Origin of the sequence: Lutibacter citreus, from assembly GCF_003260195.1 — a bacterium.
Taxonomy (GTDB): Bacteria; Bacteroidota; Bacteroidia; order Flavobacteriales; family Flavobacteriaceae; genus Lutibacter; species Lutibacter citreus.
Genome location: NZ_QEIH01000004.1, coordinates 17,038 through 34,645 on the forward strand (window position 1 = coordinate 17,038; position 17,608 = coordinate 34,645).

At 31.6% G+C, this 17,608-nt stretch carries 13 protein-coding genes and 1 tRNA gene; 3 read left to right on the plus strand and 11 right to left on the minus strand.

The genetic code is table 11. The features are described 5' to 3' along the window. Nucleotides 1-10 precede the first annotated feature (10 nt). From DAD81_RS09095 to DAD81_RS09105, 3 genes are all read right to left on the minus strand, one after another. On the minus strand, nucleotides 11-265 hold the full coding sequence (locus DAD81_RS09095; RefSeq protein ID WP_111707956.1) for a DUF4212 domain-containing protein: 255 nt from the start codon (nucleotides 263-265) through the stop codon (nucleotides 11-13). A gap of 19 nt (nucleotides 266-284) precedes the next feature. After that, entirely contained in the window at nucleotides 285-1,511 is a 1,227-nt protein-coding gene (locus DAD81_RS09100; protein WP_111707957.1) for a hypothetical protein, read from the minus strand. Between the two features lie 122 nt (nucleotides 1,512-1,633). Continuing rightward, nucleotides 1,634-2,053, minus strand: a complete 420-nt coding sequence (locus DAD81_RS09105; protein WP_111707958.1) for an IS1/IS1595 family N-terminal zinc-binding domain-containing protein — start codon at nucleotides 2,051-2,053, stop codon at nucleotides 1,634-1,636. Between the two features lie 277 nt (nucleotides 2,054-2,330). Between DAD81_RS09105 and gltB the strand changes: the two genes are divergently transcribed. Together gltB and DAD81_RS09115 are read left to right on the plus strand one after the other, a co-directional pair. Continuing rightward, nucleotides 2,331-6,842: a glutamate synthase large subunit gene (gltB, locus tag DAD81_RS09110; RefSeq protein WP_111707959.1), complete on the plus strand. Its 4,512-nt coding sequence runs from the start codon at nucleotides 2,331-2,333 to the stop codon at nucleotides 6,840-6,842. Nucleotides 6,843-6,846: 4 nt separating this feature from the next. Further along, entirely contained in the window at nucleotides 6,847-8,304 is a 1,458-nt protein-coding gene (locus tag DAD81_RS09115) for a glutamate synthase subunit beta (protein WP_111707960.1), read from the plus strand. 263 nt (nucleotides 8,305-8,567) lie between these two features. Here DAD81_RS09115 and aroC read toward each other — a convergent pair whose 3' ends face one another. Continuing rightward, nucleotides 8,568-9,617 carry a chorismate synthase gene (gene aroC / locus DAD81_RS09120; protein WP_111707961.1) on the minus strand — a complete coding sequence of 350 codons (1,050 nt, stop codon included), beginning with the start codon at nucleotides 9,615-9,617 and terminating at the stop codon, nucleotides 8,568-8,570. A 69-nt stretch (nucleotides 9,618-9,686) separates the two neighbouring features. Further along, entirely contained in the window at nucleotides 9,687-10,439 is a 753-nt protein-coding gene (locus DAD81_RS09125) for a sulfite exporter TauE/SafE family protein (RefSeq protein WP_111707962.1), read from the minus strand. Between the two features lie 111 nt (nucleotides 10,440-10,550). On the opposite strand from DAD81_RS09125, the gene DAD81_RS09130 reads away from it, so the two are divergent. Further along, nucleotides 10,551-10,635: transfer RNA gene (locus DAD81_RS09130), tRNA-Ser, on the plus strand. A gap of 443 nt (nucleotides 10,636-11,078) precedes the next feature. On the opposite strand, the gene DAD81_RS09135 is transcribed toward DAD81_RS09130, so the two are convergent. The 6 genes from DAD81_RS09135 to gndA form a co-directional block, all read right to left on the minus strand. Beyond that, nucleotides 11,079-11,513, minus strand: coding sequence for an RbsD/FucU domain-containing protein (locus tag DAD81_RS09135; RefSeq protein WP_111707963.1), 435 nt, complete (start codon nucleotides 11,511-11,513; stop codon nucleotides 11,079-11,081). A gap of 70 nt (nucleotides 11,514-11,583) precedes the next feature. After that, complete coding sequence (locus tag DAD81_RS09140) at nucleotides 11,584-12,354, minus strand: SDR family NAD(P)-dependent oxidoreductase (RefSeq protein ID WP_111707964.1); 771 nt, start codon at nucleotides 12,352-12,354, stop codon at nucleotides 11,584-11,586. Between the two features lie 181 nt (nucleotides 12,355-12,535). Next, the gene (locus DAD81_RS09145; RefSeq protein ID WP_111707965.1) at nucleotides 12,536-13,645 is read right to left on the minus strand and encodes a polysaccharide lyase family 7 protein; all 1,110 of its coding nucleotides are present in this window, start codon (nucleotides 13,643-13,645) and stop codon (nucleotides 12,536-12,538) included. A gap of 7 nt (nucleotides 13,646-13,652) precedes the next feature. After that, the gene (locus DAD81_RS09150) at nucleotides 13,653-14,369 is read right to left on the minus strand and encodes a FadR/GntR family transcriptional regulator (protein ID WP_111707966.1); all 717 of its coding nucleotides are present in this window, start codon (nucleotides 14,367-14,369) and stop codon (nucleotides 13,653-13,655) included. A gap of 49 nt (nucleotides 14,370-14,418) precedes the next feature. Next, nucleotides 14,419-15,693: an Nramp family divalent metal transporter gene (locus DAD81_RS09155; protein ID WP_111707967.1), complete on the minus strand. Its 1,275-nt coding sequence runs from the start codon at nucleotides 15,691-15,693 to the stop codon at nucleotides 14,419-14,421. Between the two features lie 3 nt (nucleotides 15,694-15,696). Then, on the minus strand, nucleotides 15,697-17,595 hold the full coding sequence (gene gndA, locus DAD81_RS09160; RefSeq protein WP_245949204.1) for an NADP-dependent phosphogluconate dehydrogenase: 1,899 nt from the start codon (nucleotides 17,593-17,595) through the stop codon (nucleotides 15,697-15,699). Nucleotides 17,596-17,608: the final 13 nt, after the last annotated feature.

Genomic DNA, 17,608 nt, shown 5'->3' on the forward strand with positions numbered 1-17,608 from the left:
TAAAGTTTAATTATTCGTCAACTCCATATTTTTTATCTAGTTTATTCATCAACTTTACGTAAACGAATATTAAGACTACAAATACATACATTGAACCTTGTTGTGCAAACCAAAAACCAAGCTTAAATCCACCTAACTTAATTGTATTTAACTGATCCACTAATAAAATTCCAAACACGTAAGAAACTAAAAACCATATAGCTAGCAAAATTGCTAAATAACCAAGGTTCTCCTTCCAATATGCTTTCATATCTTTTTTTGACATAATCGTAAGTTTTTAATTATTATAGATAAATCATTGCCTGAAGCGTAACAGTTCCTGTAGAATTATTATCTCCAAATTTTTGATTTTTGTATTCTAAAGTAAATTTTGAATTGTGACCACTTAAAAACATATTAGCCCCTAAACCAAATACATTTCTATTGTCGTCTATAGCATCATAACTATTTGTGCCATAAGACATATATGGCTGATATCTAGCTTTTTTCACATCTCCTGAAAAAAGATACCCAACATGTGCATAAAGCATACTTCCAGTTCCATATGCACTATACATATAATTTTTCCCATAATCATTTGATTGATATGTTGCATAGGCAGATATTGCACTTCCATCATCATTTAATGGAGCATCATAATAAGCATCAACGGCAAGGATTGAAACATTTTCACCTTCCATTTTTCCTGAAGAGTTAGCAACAACAGCGCCTTTAGGATGCGAAAAGAAACCAGCACCTATATTAAACACCTTTTTAGTTCCTAAGTAGGTACCAACTTTATAAGGTAATGTATTGGACTCTTGATCTAAAAAATTATATTCAAAATAACCAGCGTAAGCAAATCCAGCATCTTTAGATCCTAATATTCTCTTTCCTCCATAAACAGCTGCACCTCCATTTTCTGGATTTCGCATATCTAAACCATTTACAATGGCATCATTAATAGCTAACTGATATTTAAAATTATTAAATTTTCCTTTTACAAAAAAACCTAAATGTCTTGCAAACTGATCTGATAGACCTATAGTAGCCCATGATTGACGATTGTTATCTAAAGTTAGACCATTTAATGTACTTTGGTTATTTAATCTTGAAATTCCATTCCAATAATGTAAACCACCTCCTACAGTATGATTATCATTTAAATTCCATTGCCCCCAAATTCCGTGCATAAAAATCTGATTTCCATCACCTTTACCAACTGGATGCAAATTTGCACTGTTTAACCCATTCAACCCAAAATGGGTTACTAATAAAAATTTCTTTGTTATTTGTGATAACAATAATACTCTAGCTCTTCTTACATTAAAACTTAGATTACTTGTATTATCGGGAACATCATCATTGTATACTGCCTGAAACTGCCCCCAGGAAATAACTCTTAAGTACTTACTTCCATCGTCATTAAATTTAATTTTAAAGCCTCCCTTATAATCTGGTGAGCCTTGTGAAAAAGAAAATTGAAATGAAAGCATAAATATACTAAACAGTAGTATTTTAATTTTTCTCATAATGTTTATTATTGGTTAATTGATTTAAAAAAATATGCTAAAAAACAATTTTTAACCTTCACAATATGAAAATAAATATATGCTAAATGAAATTTAATATATATATCTGCTAATATGTATAGCTACTCCTTAAATCGTTCCCAACGGATTAACATATATTTGTCCCCTAACTCAGTAACAATAACACCTGCACCAATTAAATTATTATTTTCCGTAAAGTACTTTGCAAGCTCATCTGCATTTAAAATTTTATAAGTTGAATGATACTCAAAGCTATACGGCCTTTTAATATTGTACTTTTTTACCCAATTTATTATACTCACATGAGAAATCCCTAAAATCCTTTCAATTTCCCTATAGCTCAACCCTTCCAAATATAATTGCAAAGCCTTGTTCACATAATAAGAATCTATTTGTTTACCTATTTTATTTACGGTAAAAAAGTAATTGCATTTTTTACATTTATAACGTTGTCTATCTTTAACAATTCCGCTCTTAACATACTCAGTTGAAGTACAATTTGGGCAACATTCAATTTTCATATATATTTATTTTGCATAAATATACCTATTTAGCACGATATTTATGTGATTAAGAAATCTGTTTTTAATAAAAAATTGACGTTTTACAATTTAATAACACTTCACAAGTTTGCTTCAACTTAAGAATTTCTTAATAAAGCTATGCAATTACACCGAATAAAAAATTAATAAGGTTTATTTTATTTTATTATCATAATTATAACGTTTTCGCAATTTCATTAAGAGATTATATTATAATTTCGTTATTTTTGTAGCTATTATTAAAACTAAACATAATATGCTTAAACAAGGTCTTTACCTACCAGAATTTGAACATGAAAACTGTGGTGCAGGTTTCATTTGCAACCTGAAAGGAGAAAAAACAAATCAAATTATTCACGATGCTTTAGAAATTTTAGTAAAGCTTGAACATCGTGGTGGTGTTAGTTCTGATGGGAAAACTGGAGATGGTGCTGGACTTTTGATTGATATTCCGCATGAATATTTCAACCGAGTTTGTGATTTTGAATTACCTGAAAGAAGAGAATACGCCGTTGGAATGGTGTTTTTCCCAAAAAACAAGAACCAATATGCCTATTGTAAAAAAATATTTGAACAAGAAGTAGAAAATCAAGGCTTAAAGATATTAGGATGGAGAAGCGTTCCTGTTGATTCTTCTCAACTTGGTCCAATTGCTTTAGCTTCTGAACCTACTATTGAACAAATCTTTATAAGTAAAGGTAGAATTAAAAAAGAACTTAATTTTAAGGCTAAACTGTATGCCGCTCGTAAAATAACTGAGCATACAATTGCAGCTTCTAAAATGTCTGAAGCTTCTTATTTCTATGTTTCTAGTTTGTCACATACTACGTTAATATATAAAGGTATAATTATGCCTGAAGATATTGGCCCATATTATACAGACTTGCAACAACCAGATTTAGTAACTAGATTGGCGTTAGTGCATCAAAGATTTTCTACCAATACAATGCCTTCTTGGGAGTTAGCTCAACCATTTAGATATATGTGTCAAAATGGTGAAATAAATACTTTAAGAGGAAACGTTAGTAGAATGCGTATTCGTGAAGAAATCATGAAAAGCGATATATTTGGAAGCGACATAGATAAATTATTCCCTATTATTTTACCAGGAAAATCAGATTCAGCATCCATGGATATGGTTGTTGAACTATTAGCTTTAACAGACAGATCTTTACCTGAAGTAATGATGATGTTAATTCCTGAAGCTTGGGAAAAACATGCAACAATGTCTAAAGAGCGAAAAGCTTTTTACGAATATAACGCTTGTTTAATGGAAGCTTGGGATGGTCCTGCTTCTGTTCCTTTTACAGATGGAGATTATATTGGTGCTCTTTTAGATAGAAACGGTTTAAGACCTTCAAGATATACTGTAACCAAAAGTGGTAAATTAATAATGTCTTCAGAAATTGGAGTTTTTGATGTTGCTCCTGAAGATGTAGAAAGACACGGTAGATTAGAACCAGGAAAAATGTTCTTGGTTGATATGAATGAAGGTAGAATTATTAATGACGAAGAGATAAAAAATAAAATTGTTTCTGAAAGACCATATAAAGAATGGCTCGATGAAACAAGACTACATTTAAAAGATGTAGAAAACACACACGAAGAATGTCCTATTGAAACTTTAGACATTAAAACGCGTTCCCGTTTATACAACTATACTATAGAAGATATTCAAGAAGTAATTACACCAATGGCTCAAAATGGTAAAGAAGCCTTGGGTTCAATGGGAATTGATACTCCTTTAGCTGTATTATCAGATAGACCTCAGTTAATATCAAACTATTTTAAGCAATTATTTGCTCAGGTTACAAACCCTCCTTTAGATGGTATTCGTGAAGAAATTGTAACAGACATTAGCTTAGCATTAGGTAAAGACAGAAATATTTTTAGTATTTCTAAAAGACAATGTAAAAAATTACGTATTCAAAATCCTGTTATTTCAAATAACGATTTAGAAAAAATAAGAAACATAAATATTGGTAAAGACTTTAAAGCTATTACTATCCAAATTCTTTATAAAAAAGAAAGAGGTGTTAACGGTTTAGAAGACGCTCTCGATAACATAATTAAACAAGTTTCAAAAGCCGTAGATAAAAGAAATAATATTATTATTTTATCTGATAGAGGTGCAAATGAAGAAATGGCTCCAATACCAGCTTTATTGGCTTGTTCATTTGTTAATCACGAATTAAACAGAATGCGTAAGCGTTCATATTTTGACATTGTTATTGAATCTGCAGAACCACGTGAACCTCATCAGTTTGCAACTTTATTTGGTTATGGAGCAAGTGCTATTAACCCATATATGGTTAATGAAATTATTCGAATGCAAGTTTCAGAAGGTTTTATAACTGGAATGGACGAACAAAAAGCTGTTGACAATTTCAATAAAGCAATTGGAACAGGATTGTTAAAAATAATGAACAAAATTGGTATCTCTACTTTACATTCTTACAGAGGTTCTCAAATTTTTGAAATAGTTGGATTCAATTCTAAATTTGTTCAAAAATATTTTCCTTATACCGCTTCAAGAATTGAAGGTATCGGATTATACGAAATAGAAAAAGAAATTTCAGCTCGATACAATTACGCCTACCCTAAAACACTAATTAAAAGTAGATTAGGACTAAATATTGGTGGTCATTACCGTTGGAGACGAGGTGGAGAACAACATATGTTTAATCCAACAACTGTCGCTAAATTGCAACAAGCTGTTAGATTAAGCGATCAAGATAGTTATAATGTTTATGCTAAAACAGTAAATGAACAATCTGAACGTTTAATGACAATTAGAGGTTTATTTGAGTTTAACAATTACGACCCTATTCCTATTGATGAAGTAGAACCTTGGACAGAAATTGTAAAACGTTTTAAAACAGGAGCAATGTCTTATGGGTCTATTTCAAGAGAAGCCCACGAAAACTTGGCTATTGCAATGAACCGTATTGGAGGAAAATCTAATTCTGGTGAAGGTGGTGAAGATAGAAGACGTTTTCAAAAAGATATTAACGGAGACAGCAGAAACTCAGCTATAAAGCAAGTAGCTTCTGGTCGTTTTGGAGTAACTTCTCATTATTTAACAAATGCTGAAGAAATTCAAATAAAAATGGCACAAGGCGCGAAGCCTGGTGAAGGTGGACAGCTACCTGGAGAAAAAGTATATCCTTGGATTGCTGCGGTACGTAATTCTACTCCTTTTGTAGGATTAATTTCACCTCCTCCTCATCACGATATTTATTCTATTGAAGATTTAGCACAATTAATTTTCGATTTAAAAAACGCCAACAGAGAAGCAAGAATTAATGTGAAATTAGTTTCTGAAGTAGGTGTAGGTACAATTGCTGCTGGAGTTTCAAAAGCAAAAGCCGATGTTGTTTTAATTTCTGGTTATGATGGTGGTACAGGAGCATCTCCTTTAACATCTTTAAAACATGCTGGTTTACCTTGGGAACTTGGGTTAGCAGAAGCACAACAAACTTTAGTAATGAATAATTTACGTTCTAGAATTGTTGTAGAATGTGATGGACAATTAAAAACTGGACGTGATGTTGCAATAGCAGCTTTACTAGGTGCAGAAGAATTTGGTTTTGCAACTGCTCCTTTAGTAGCTTCAGGATGTATTATGATGCGTAAATGTCATTTAAACACCTGTCCTGTAGGTATCGCAACTCAAGATAAAGAGTTACGTAAAAACTTTAAAGGAACTCCAGAACACGTAATTAATTTCTTCTTTTATATTGCTGAAGAATTAAGAGAAATTATGGCTCAGTTAGGTTTCCGAACTATGGAAGAAATGATTGGTCAAACTCATAAAATTGATTCAAACAAAGCAATTAAACATTATAAAGCTAAAGGATTAGATTTAAGTTCTATTTTACATAGACCAGAAGGTTATAAGAAAATGTCTTTAAGAAATTCCGAAAAACAAGATCACGATTTAGAGAATGTTTTAGATTTTCAACTTTTAAAAGATTCTCATAGAGCTATCTATAGAAAAGAAAAAATGATTTTAGAATACCCTATTACTAATCTAAATCGCTCTACTGGAGCAATTGTTAGTAATGAAATTTCTAAAATATATGGACACTTAGGTTTACCTGAAGATACATTAAACATTAATTTTACAGGATCTGCAGGACAAAGTTTTGGAGCATTTGGAGCACCAGGAATTACATTTACAATTGATGGTAATACAAATGACTATTTAGGAAAAGGCTTATCAGGAGCTAAAATAATTGTTAAAAAACCTGCTAAAGCAGATTTCGTAGCCGAAGACAATATTATAATTGGTAATGTTTGTTTATTTGGAGCTGTGCAAGGTGAAGCTTATATTAATGGAATTGCTGGTGAACGTTTTGCCGTAAGAAACTCAGGTGCTACAACAGTTGTTGAAGGCGTTGGAGATCACTGTTGTGAATATATGACTGGAGGAAAAGTTATAGTATTAGGTAATACTGGTAGAAATTTTGCTGCTGGTATGAGTGGTGGTATTGCTTATGTTTATGATCCAGAGCATAAATTTAAAAACGGATTATGTAACACTGAAACAATTGAATTTGAACCAATTGAAACAGAAGAAGCAGAAGAGTTAAAAGCTCTAATTAGTAAACATGTTCTTTACACAGAAAGTAATAGAGGTAAAGAATTATTGAGTGATTGGGACAAAAGCTTAAGCAATTTTGTGAAAGTTATGCCTATTGAGTACAAACGTGCATTGATACGTTTAGAGACTGAAGAACAAATGGTTGAAGAATTAACAGTTTAGAAAAATGGGAAAAGTAACAGGTTTTAAAGAATTCGAAAGAAAAGACGAATCATATAAGTCAGTAAAAGAAAGAGTAGGAAATTATAAGGAATTTACTATTCCTTTAGATAAAGAAGATCTTACTAAACAAGGTTCAAGATGTATGGATTGCGGAATTCCATTTTGTCATAGTGGTTGCCCACTTGGTAATTTAATTCCAGATTTCAATCATATGGTACATCAAGGTGAATGGAAAAAAGCATCATGGATATTACATTCAACAAATAATTTTCCTGAATTTACAGGAAGATTATGTCCTGCTCCTTGTGAGCAAGCTTGTGTATTAGGAATTATTGATGATCCTATTTCAATTGAAAACATTGAAAAAAACATTGTTGAAAGAGCGTTTAAGGAAGGCTGGATAATTCCACAAATCCCTAATGAACGTACTGGTAAAAATATAGCTGTAGTTGGATCAGGACCTGCTGGTTTAGCAGCTGCTCAACAATTAAATAGAGCTGGACATAGTGTAACTGTTTTTGAAAGAGATGATGAATTAGGTGGTTTATTACGTTATGGTATCCCTAATTTTAAATTAGAAAAAGGAATAATTGACAGACGTTTAAATATATTAGAAGCTGAAGGAATTGTTTTTAAAACAAATGTAAATGTTGGTGTAAATTATCCAGTAAAAAAACTGAAAAAATTTGATGCCATTGTTTTATGTGGTGGAGCAACTGAAAGAAGAAGTTTACCTACTAAAGGTATAGATTCTAATGGAGTTGTTCAAGCTATGGATTTTTTAACTCAAGCAACCAAAGTTGTTTTAGATAAGCAATTAGACGAACCACAAATATTAGCAACAGGAAAAGATGTTATTGTAATTGGTGGTGGTGATACAGGATCGGATTGTGTAGGAACTTCAAACAGACAAGGAGCTAAATCGGTAACTAATTTTGAAATTATGCCCAAACCTCCTGGTCATAGAAGCCCAACAACTCCTTGGCCATATTGGCCTTTACAATTGAAAACATCTTCTTCTCATAAAGAAGGTTGTGATAGAAATTGGTTAATTAATACCAAAGAGTTTGTTACAAACGAAAAAGGTGAATTAACAGCCTTAAAAACTATCAACGTTGAATGGAAAATGGTTCCGGGTCAAAGACCTCAATTAATTGAAATTGAAGGTACAGAAAAAACATGGCCATGTGATTTAGCTTTATTAGCTCTTGGATTTACTGGACCAGAATCTACTTTAAGTGATCAACTTGAATTAGACACTGACGCTAGAAGTAATTACAAAACTAATAAATATCAAACTAAAAACCCTAAAGTATTTGCCGCTGGAGATATGCGTAGAGGACAATCCTTAATTGTTTGGGCTATTTCTGAAGGAAGAGAAGCCGCTAAGAAAGTTGATGAATATTTAATGGGATATAGCTATTTACCTACTAAAGGAAGTGGAGATTTACCTGCACTATAATAAAAATAAATAGTTTCTAACTATTAATATAAAGTAAAAACCATCTTTGTTAATCAAAGATGGTTTTTTTTATTTAAAAAATATGATTTTAAGTAAAATTCCTCATTAACCAAAACTTAAATCAGAATCTTATAAGAATTAAGTTTCAGCATAATCAAATTCATAAACCCTTTCTAAATTCAAACTAATAAAGTAACTAAGGATATAAATATATCTATTCTTCAGATATAATCAATTTTATTACTCCCAAAAAGCTTTTATTCTTATTTATTTAACAACGTAAAATCAGCCAATACCATAGCCGCTAAAGCTTCTACAATTGGTACAGCTCTCGGTACAACACAAGGATCATGACGTCCTTTTCCTGTCATTTCAACTATATTCCCTTCCTTATCAATTGTTTGTTGAGCTTGCATTATAGTAGCAACTGGTTTAAATGCTACACGAAAGTAAATATCCATTCCATTACTTATTCCACCTTGAATACCTCCTGAAAGATTTGTTTTAGTTGTTGCATCAGCATTAAATATATCATTATGTTCACTACCTTTCATTTTTGCGCCACAAAAACCACTCCCATATTCAAAACCTTTTACGGCATTAATAGAGAGCATTGCTTTTCCTAGTTGCGCATGTAATTTATCAAAAATAGGTTCTCCTAAACCAACAGGTACATTTTTAATTACACAAGTAACAGTTCCACCGACAGTATCTCCTTGCTTTCTAATTGAATCTATATATTCAATCATTTTCTCAGCTGTCTCATCATCTGGACATCTTGCAATATTACTTTCAACTTTATCAAAATCTATATCCTGATAAGGTTTTTCTAAAAAAATATCTCCTACAGAAGATGTATAGGCATTTATTTTTATTGAAGGAATTGCTTGCTTTGCTACTGCTCCCCCAACTACCCAATTCGCCGTTTCACGTGCAGAGGTTCTACCTCCACCTCTATAGTCTCTGTTTCCATATTTCTTGTCGTAAGTATAATCTGCATGAGATGGACGATAAGAATCCTTTATATGTGAATAATCATTTGACCGTTGGTGAACATTTTCTATAATGAAACCTATAGACGCCCCTGTAGTTTTCCCTTCAAAAATACCAGAAAGAAAGCGAACTTCATCTGGCTCTTTACGTTGTGTAACAATTTTAGATTGCCCAGGCTTTCTTCTATCCATTTCTTGTTGAATAGCCTTCAAATCTAATTCAACTCCTGCAGGACAACCATCAATCACTCCTCCAATAGCTTCACCATGTGATTCTCCAAATGTGGTTAAAGTAAATATTTTTCCAAACGTATTTGACATATGTAAAATTTAAGTGACAAATTTAAAAAAAGAATTTAACAGAGGGTTTATTTATTCCTTGAAATAAATTTAAAAAAACCATAGTTTTATTGCCATAATTACAACAATAACAATTAAAAATTTCTTAACAAGCCCATCTCCTTTCTTTACAGACCATCTGCTTACAAACCAACCCCCTAATGCGTTCCCAATAGATAAGGTTAAGCCCATTTGCCAATTAATCTTATCATTGTAAGCAAAAACAGCTACAGCTGCAATGGTATAAATTAAAGCAACCGTCACTTTAATAGCATTACTTTTTACTAATGAAAAATTATTAACTGATGATAAAATCAATAACATTATAAAACCAACACCTGCTTGTATAAAACCTCCATACACCCCAACAAAAAAGAATAGAAATATGCTAAACCATAAATGTTTACCGCTAGTACGCTCAATTGTAGATGATAATTTAACTTTTGAATTAAATACCATATAACAAACAACAACAACCATAATTATGGCTAAAATCTTATTAAAAGTCTCTCCTTTTATATCTAACGCTATTTGAGCTCCTAATATTGAACCGAACAAAGCTGAAATGGCTACATAAATACTAAAAGGAAAAGTAATTACTCCTTTACTTTTAAAACCTGCTGTTGTAAATATGTTTTGAGCTATGATTGCAATTCTATTTGTGCCATTTGCTATAGTTGGAGGTAAACCTAAAAAAATAAGTATTGGTAATGTTAGTAAAGAGCCACCTCCTGCAAGTGTATTAATAGATCCTGCTATAAAACCAACCACAATTAAAACTAAAATTTCTACTATTGTATTCATCTAATTAATTGAGTGTCAAATGTACTGTAAATTAATATGAAAATAAATCAAAAAAAAGTTTAAAAAAGTTTTATAGAAACAAAAAAGGTTTCTATATTTGCACTCGCTAAGGGAGAAATGGCAGAGTGGTCGAATGCGGCAGTCTTGAAAACTGTTGAGGGTCATACCTCCGGGGGTTCGAATCCCTCTTTCTCCGCAAAAAACCTCATAATCTTTTGATTATGAGGTTTTTACTTTTTATAAAATCAAATATAACGACTAAACATTAAATAAAAGGTTCGGAATTAGAAACTTGCCTCCTCAAAAAACCACGTGCCAAATAACACTCAATCAACTACCAATCAGTATTTTAAATCACATTAATCTATAATGATTTTTTATCTACAGGTACTATAATTTAAATAAGCCCCAATTTTAAATATATTTTCAAGATTATTTTACCCAATAGATTTTGATATAAATAAAAAACGTAACACTTCTACTTTAATTAAGTATTACAATTAATGGGAAAAAAGAAAACATTTATGATTCTTATCAAAACTGTAAAACAGCTAAATGAAGTAGAACTAGAAATTAACAACTTATAATATATAACATAAGCCTTAGAAATTTGTCCTACTTTTTGTTACAATTCATTTATTAAAAGTCACTTTCTTCCGCCATTTTCACTACACCAACAGTTAGTATCAAATTAGCAAAGCGACGCTGTTCGCCTGTTTGAATAATTAATGTAGTAGTAGGCTCTCTTATTTTATCGTAGAAAGCCCATCGCTCCATCTCATCCCATGTTACATCACCAAGTATTTTTTTATAAGCACCGTGTATTTCTGCGTTTGCTTCAGCCGGTTTTTCCATTACAATTGCACCTTGAATAGGACAAATATCAAGTATACCTTCAAGCACTGTAAGCGCATCTAATAATCCCGGACGGAAGTTCAGATGTACCGTAGTGGAGTTAGGTCCTTTCATAGCACCAACTGGCAAATTACCGTCAGCAATAACAACTTGTGCAAAATGACCTGAACGCGCAAGCGCTTCTAAAATTGTTGGGTGTATTACCGGTGTCTTTAACATAATTTTATTTTTAGAGAATAAGTAAATTTCAATTGCTTAAACTTTCAACCACACACAATTTAACAACAAACTACATATTATAAACACCACCATTGATGTCTAACGTAGCACCTGTAATAAAACCATCGTATTCGGAAGCCAGAAATAAAACTGCTCGCGCTACGTCAGCTGCATTACCTGCTCGTTGTATTGGAATACCTGCTATTGTTTCAGCTGCTGATTCTTTTGTTGTATGAGTATTGTGAAATGAAGTACCGAGGATAAGCCCCGGAGCAACAGCATTAACCTTTGTTCCTTGAGGTCCTAATTCTGCAGAAAGCGCTCGCGTGAACGTTAAGATAGCTCCTTTGCTAGTAGAATAAACTAAAGACCCTGGGTGTCCTCCTTTACGACCAGCTAGTGATGCCAAATTAACAATACTGCTATTATCGTTTTTCGCTAAATGAGGAGATGCTGCTCGCGTCACGAACATCATGGATGTTAAGTTGATATCCATTACCTTGTGCCAAAAATCAGCTTCCATTTCACTCAGCATTCTACGCGCAACAAGTGAACCTGCATTGTTGATTAATATGTCTAGCCCACCTAGAGCTTCTATTGTTTTTTCAACTATACTATTTGCTTCTGCTTCTTTTGTTAAGTCTCCGCATAAAGTAACAGCTTTTTGCCCTTTGCTCTTTGCATATTCCATCAATTGGTTTGCTGTATCCGCACTTGAAAAATAGTGGATAGCAACATTAGCTCCACTATCAATAAAGTGTTTGGTGATTGATTCCCCAATACCCTGCGCTCCAGCAGTAATAAGAACATTTTTTCCGATTAATTTATTATTGTTTTTCATGTTATCTTGTATCTATGATGTGTTTAATTTTATTTTACAAAAAAATAAGCACGTATTTTTAAAAAGTATGGCAGTATATGTAATCTTACCTTTAATATTCAGTTTTCATTTTTATTAGATTCTTACTAGTATTCAAAAATTTATTTAGTAATTTCACTAAGCTAATAATTGATTGAATTTGTTATTTTTTTTCCTTTTTGTATAAGAAATCATTTTTGGAGAAATAACCATCATTAGAATAAGCAGCATCACTTACAGTTATATTTGCTGTTTTAAACCAAACTTCAGTATAATTTCCGTCTTCATATTGTTTCTTAATATCTCCTCCGTGTGTTTCAGCACCAGAACACCAGTTCTTATTTATTTCAGGAGATTTTCCATTTGTTTGATTGTAATTACCTAGTTTAAAAAAACAACCTTCACCTGTGTATGCTCCTGCACGCTCTACTCCATCTTGACCAATTGGTACAAATAATTTTTGAGTCTGCTCAGGAATATCAGCTTTAGTTGTATATTCTGAAGCGATTATGTTTTTTGTAAATGTTTTAGTTTCATGTCCTTCACTCATAAATTTCAAGCTCATAATACCATCCTTAACTTCTATTTCATAGCTAAATTCTTCATCTAAAGAGATCCCATCCTTAGGTTCTTCTGGATATGTACTTACATCAGTACCAACAACAGATAAATCGTACCCCCAAACAGCTGTTGAAAAATCCCATCTTCCAGAATTGTCATCACCTGCAGTATTAATTTCATAATCCCAAAAAACAGAACCTTTGGTATGACCAGGAAATTTCTTGTAAAATATTTTAAGTGGTTCGTTCTCTAAACCATCGGCGCTATGAATTTGACCAATAACTACAGCGTACGAAGCAGCTACACGTGCATCTCCGGTTACTGATACATTCATTACTTTTAATGTAGCTGTCAACTTAGCATCAGTTGTAGGTGTCCATTTTTTTGATTGCGCCAATTCAGTTCTTGTATTGTTTGAAGTTCCATGGGTATGTCCTGCATTAGGAGCTTTAAAAACTACCCAGTTACTTTTACCATCATTTGCAGTATAAAAGAAGTCTTTATTTTCAAAATTATTGGCGTGACCAACATTTGAACCGTCACCTAAAATCAAGCTCCAATGCTCAAAAAAAGGAATAACGTCACTTGCGTAAACGGTTTTTACAACTTCTTTTTTCTTTTTTTCTTTAGCTTCATTTTTACAGCTATTAAGTGTTAGGAAAACACCAAGTATTAAGAACGCTGCTACTGATGTAATAATCTTTTTTTTCATCTTTTTATTATTTAGTTTTGTTTATATCTTTGTTTTCTATGTGTTTTGATAATTTAAAAAAGTGGTCACTCATCATTTTTGTAGCAAGTTTAGAGTCTTTAGATTTTATTGCTAAATAAATATTTTCGTGTTTTTTAATTTCAGAAATTACTTTATCTCCTTCACAAACCGTATCTCTGTCATAAGCTGCAAGAATTGGAGGCGTTAATAAAAGCATTAACGAAACCATTGTATTATTTTTACTTGCTTTTGCTATAGCTATATGAAATAATAAATCATCTTCTAAATAATCCTCTCCAACGGAAATTTTAGCTTTGAAAGCATTTAATGAGTCTTTTATTCGTTTTAAATCATTATCTGTTCTTCTTTGAGCAGCTAAAGAAACTGTCTCTAACTCTAATGAGATGCGAGTTTCCACGAGCTCATTAAAAGACGGTGCGTCTAAAGATATTATTTCATCTACCATCCCATTAAACCCAATTAACCCAATTGCTAGAATAGTACCACTTTGAGACTTGGATTTTAATATGCCATAAAACTCTAGCTTTCTTATTGCTTCTCTAATATGGTTTCTTTTTACATCAAATTTTTCTGACATAATCCTTTCTGAAGGTAATTTATCTCCACGCTCTAAATTTTTAGCGTTAATCAAATCACGAATCTTACAGATTACTTCATTCTGCACTATTTTATTTGAATTTTTATCTATTAAACTTATTTTCATGTAATTGATTATTCTATATTATTACAGATTTTGTGTAATTAATTTTTATTTAAAAATATTCCAAAAGTGCTAATACACCGTTGTATGAAATCACTAAAGAAAAGAACAGCGCAGCATACATGCCTATATAAACACCTAAACTAGTCTTATACTCTTTCATTACCTTTTTATTGCTTAACATAAGTATAATTCCCAGAATTACAATTGGCAATACAAAGACATTAAACACTTGTGATAAAATTTGAATTTCTATGGGATTCGCACCAAATGCAGGTCCTATTAAAGCTACCAAACAAGCAATCGCCGTAATAATTCTAAACTGTAGTGAATTGGTATCTAAAGTTCCAGATTGATAATCTGCAATTAATAAAGGCGCTATTAATAAACAAGGAAATATTGATGATAATCCAGCACTTAATGCGCCAAAAAAGAAAATAGATACAGCCCATTTTCCAGCTACTGGTTCTAAAGTATTTGCCATATCTAATACTTGATTAACCTCTTTACCTTGATAAAATAAAGCTCCAGCTGCTACTGCCATTATAACTCCACTAATTACAAATATTAAAATTGCAGCTGTAATTGAATCCTTTTTTTGTTGGTCTAAATTTTTAATAGTCCACCCTTTTCCTTTTACAAATAATGGTCGTGATAAAAATGTAGCTGATGCCATGGTGGTACCAACAAAAGCAGCAACCAACATTTTTCCTCCAGGAATGTCTGGAATAGTTGGTATTAACCCTTTAACTACATCCAAAGATAATGGCTGCACAAAACATAATGACAGTAAAAATGACAACCCCATTAATGTTACAAATATGACTAGTATTTTTTCAAAAAAAGTATATTTACCTACCAACATTAATAAGTAAAAAGTAACAATTATTATAATAGCTGTTATTAATACTGTTTCGTATTTATACGCTACTAAACCTTCAAAATTCACTGCTAATATTTCAAAAATAATATTGGCTGAAATACCTAAAATACCCATTAGTGAATTCCATTGCCCGAAGGTTATACCTACAATAATTAAAATTGCTAAAATTTTACCGTATTTTAAATGTTTTTTAAATCCATAAAGCGCGGTTTCTCCTGTAATTAATGCAAAGTTACCATAGGCAAACATTAAAATTCCCGAGAAAGTACAGCTTAATAAAAGCACCCATAATAATTGCATATTAAATTTACTTCCCGCAACAATCATAGAAGTTACACTACCTGTACCTATGGTATAACCAATAGCAAAAATTCCTGGACCAAATCCTAAAATAATCGCAATTATTTTTTTTAGTAATGACTTTTTATTTTCGGTTTTTGGCATAGTTTAATTATTTTTCCAGTTAGTATGATAGAATTCATTTGAATTATCATTTATTCTTTGGTAGGTGTGTGCACCAAAATAGTCACGTTGTGCTTGTATTAAATTTGCTGATGAATTTGCTATTGTAAAACTGTTTAAAAAATTAATAGATTCACTAAAATTTGGAATAGGCATCTCATTTAAAATACATTCAGAAACCACTTTTTTAACGCTTGGTTTTAATGATTTTATCTTTTGAATTATTACCTCATTTGTTAACAAATTATTCGTTGTTTTAAAAACAGTAACCAATTCTACCATAAGATCTGATTTTATAATACAGCCATTTGTCCATATTCTAGATAATTCGCTTAAATTCAAATCCCATTTGTGATTTTTGGAAGCTTCTTGAATTAATTTAAAGCCTTGATAATGATTTATAATTCTAGCAAATTGATATGCTTTTAAAACATCATCAGTTGTAAGATTGAGATTAATAATTGTATTTTCTTTAAAATTTTCACTAGCAATAATACGCTCTTCTTTATAAAACGAAGTATACCGCGCAAATAATGCAGAAGCAATCATAGTACTAGGCACACCTAACTGAGCGGTTGCTATGGTAGCCCAATTTCCTGTACCTTTATTACCTGCTTTATCCATTATTTTGTTAACTAACCAATCATCTTCTTCTTTTTTTCTTAAAATATCAATAGTTATTTCTAATAAATAACTATTTGCTGTTTCTTTCCATGTTTCTAAAATATTAGCTATTTGATCTGGATTATTCCCCAATGCTTTTAACATTACAAACACTTCTGCTAATAACTGCATTTCTACATACTCAATTCCATTATGTACCATTTTTACAAAATGCCCACTTCCTTCTGTCCCTATATGTGTACAACAGGGCAAATTATTAGAATCTTTAGCTGCTATCGCTTCTAAAAAAGGTTGAATATCTTTATAAATATCTTTATCACAACCAGGCATAATAGACGGTCCTTTTAAGGCTCCTTCTTCACCTCCAGAAACTCCAGTTCCTACAAAATGAATGTTTTTAGATTTTAAATAATTAAACCGTTCTTTTGTTTTATTATAATTTGAATTACCACCATCTATTAAAATATCTCCATCATCTAAAAATGGTAAAAGATCTTCAATAACAAAATCTACTGTCTTACCAGCATTAACCATGAGCATGATTTTTCTTGGTTTTTGAAGAGAGCCCACAAAAGGTTCTATCGCATCAAACGGCATGGCTGAAGACAATTCATCAAATTCATTCTTGAAGTTTTTCGCAACATCCTCTTCTACTCCTTCAACATGTCTGTTAAATAACGAAATGTTAAACCCTTTACTTGCTAAATTTCTACTCAGGCTCTTACCCATAACCCCTAACCCGAACAATCCAAATTCTGACTTTCCTAATAATTCATTACTTATCACTGCTACAATATTTTTTGGTGTTAAACTTATATCTATTTTTATTGCATTCTTAGGCTCTTCCAAAATATCAAATTGAGACTTCAATAATTCAGAACTCATAAAATGCCCCTTACGCTTATTAATTCTTTCTTTAATTTGTTTAAAAGACCCACTAAGGAAAACCCATTTTGCGTTATCTTTTATGTTTGCATTTAAAATATCTCGATAGCTTTCTTTTAATGCTGAACAAACAATAACACAACCTTTATTTGTTAATTGTTTTATAGCTAATTTGTTTAATGTTTGCAACCAGCCTAATCTATCATCATCATTTAAAGGTTCTCCTTTTGACATTTTTTTAATATTCTCTTCTGGATGGAAATCATCTCCATCAAAAAAGGGAATATTTAATTCCTCTGACAATAAGTTTCCTATGGTGCTTTTACCAACACCTGAAACTCCCATAATAAATATAATTTTAGCTTCGATTTTCATTTGTTTTTATTGA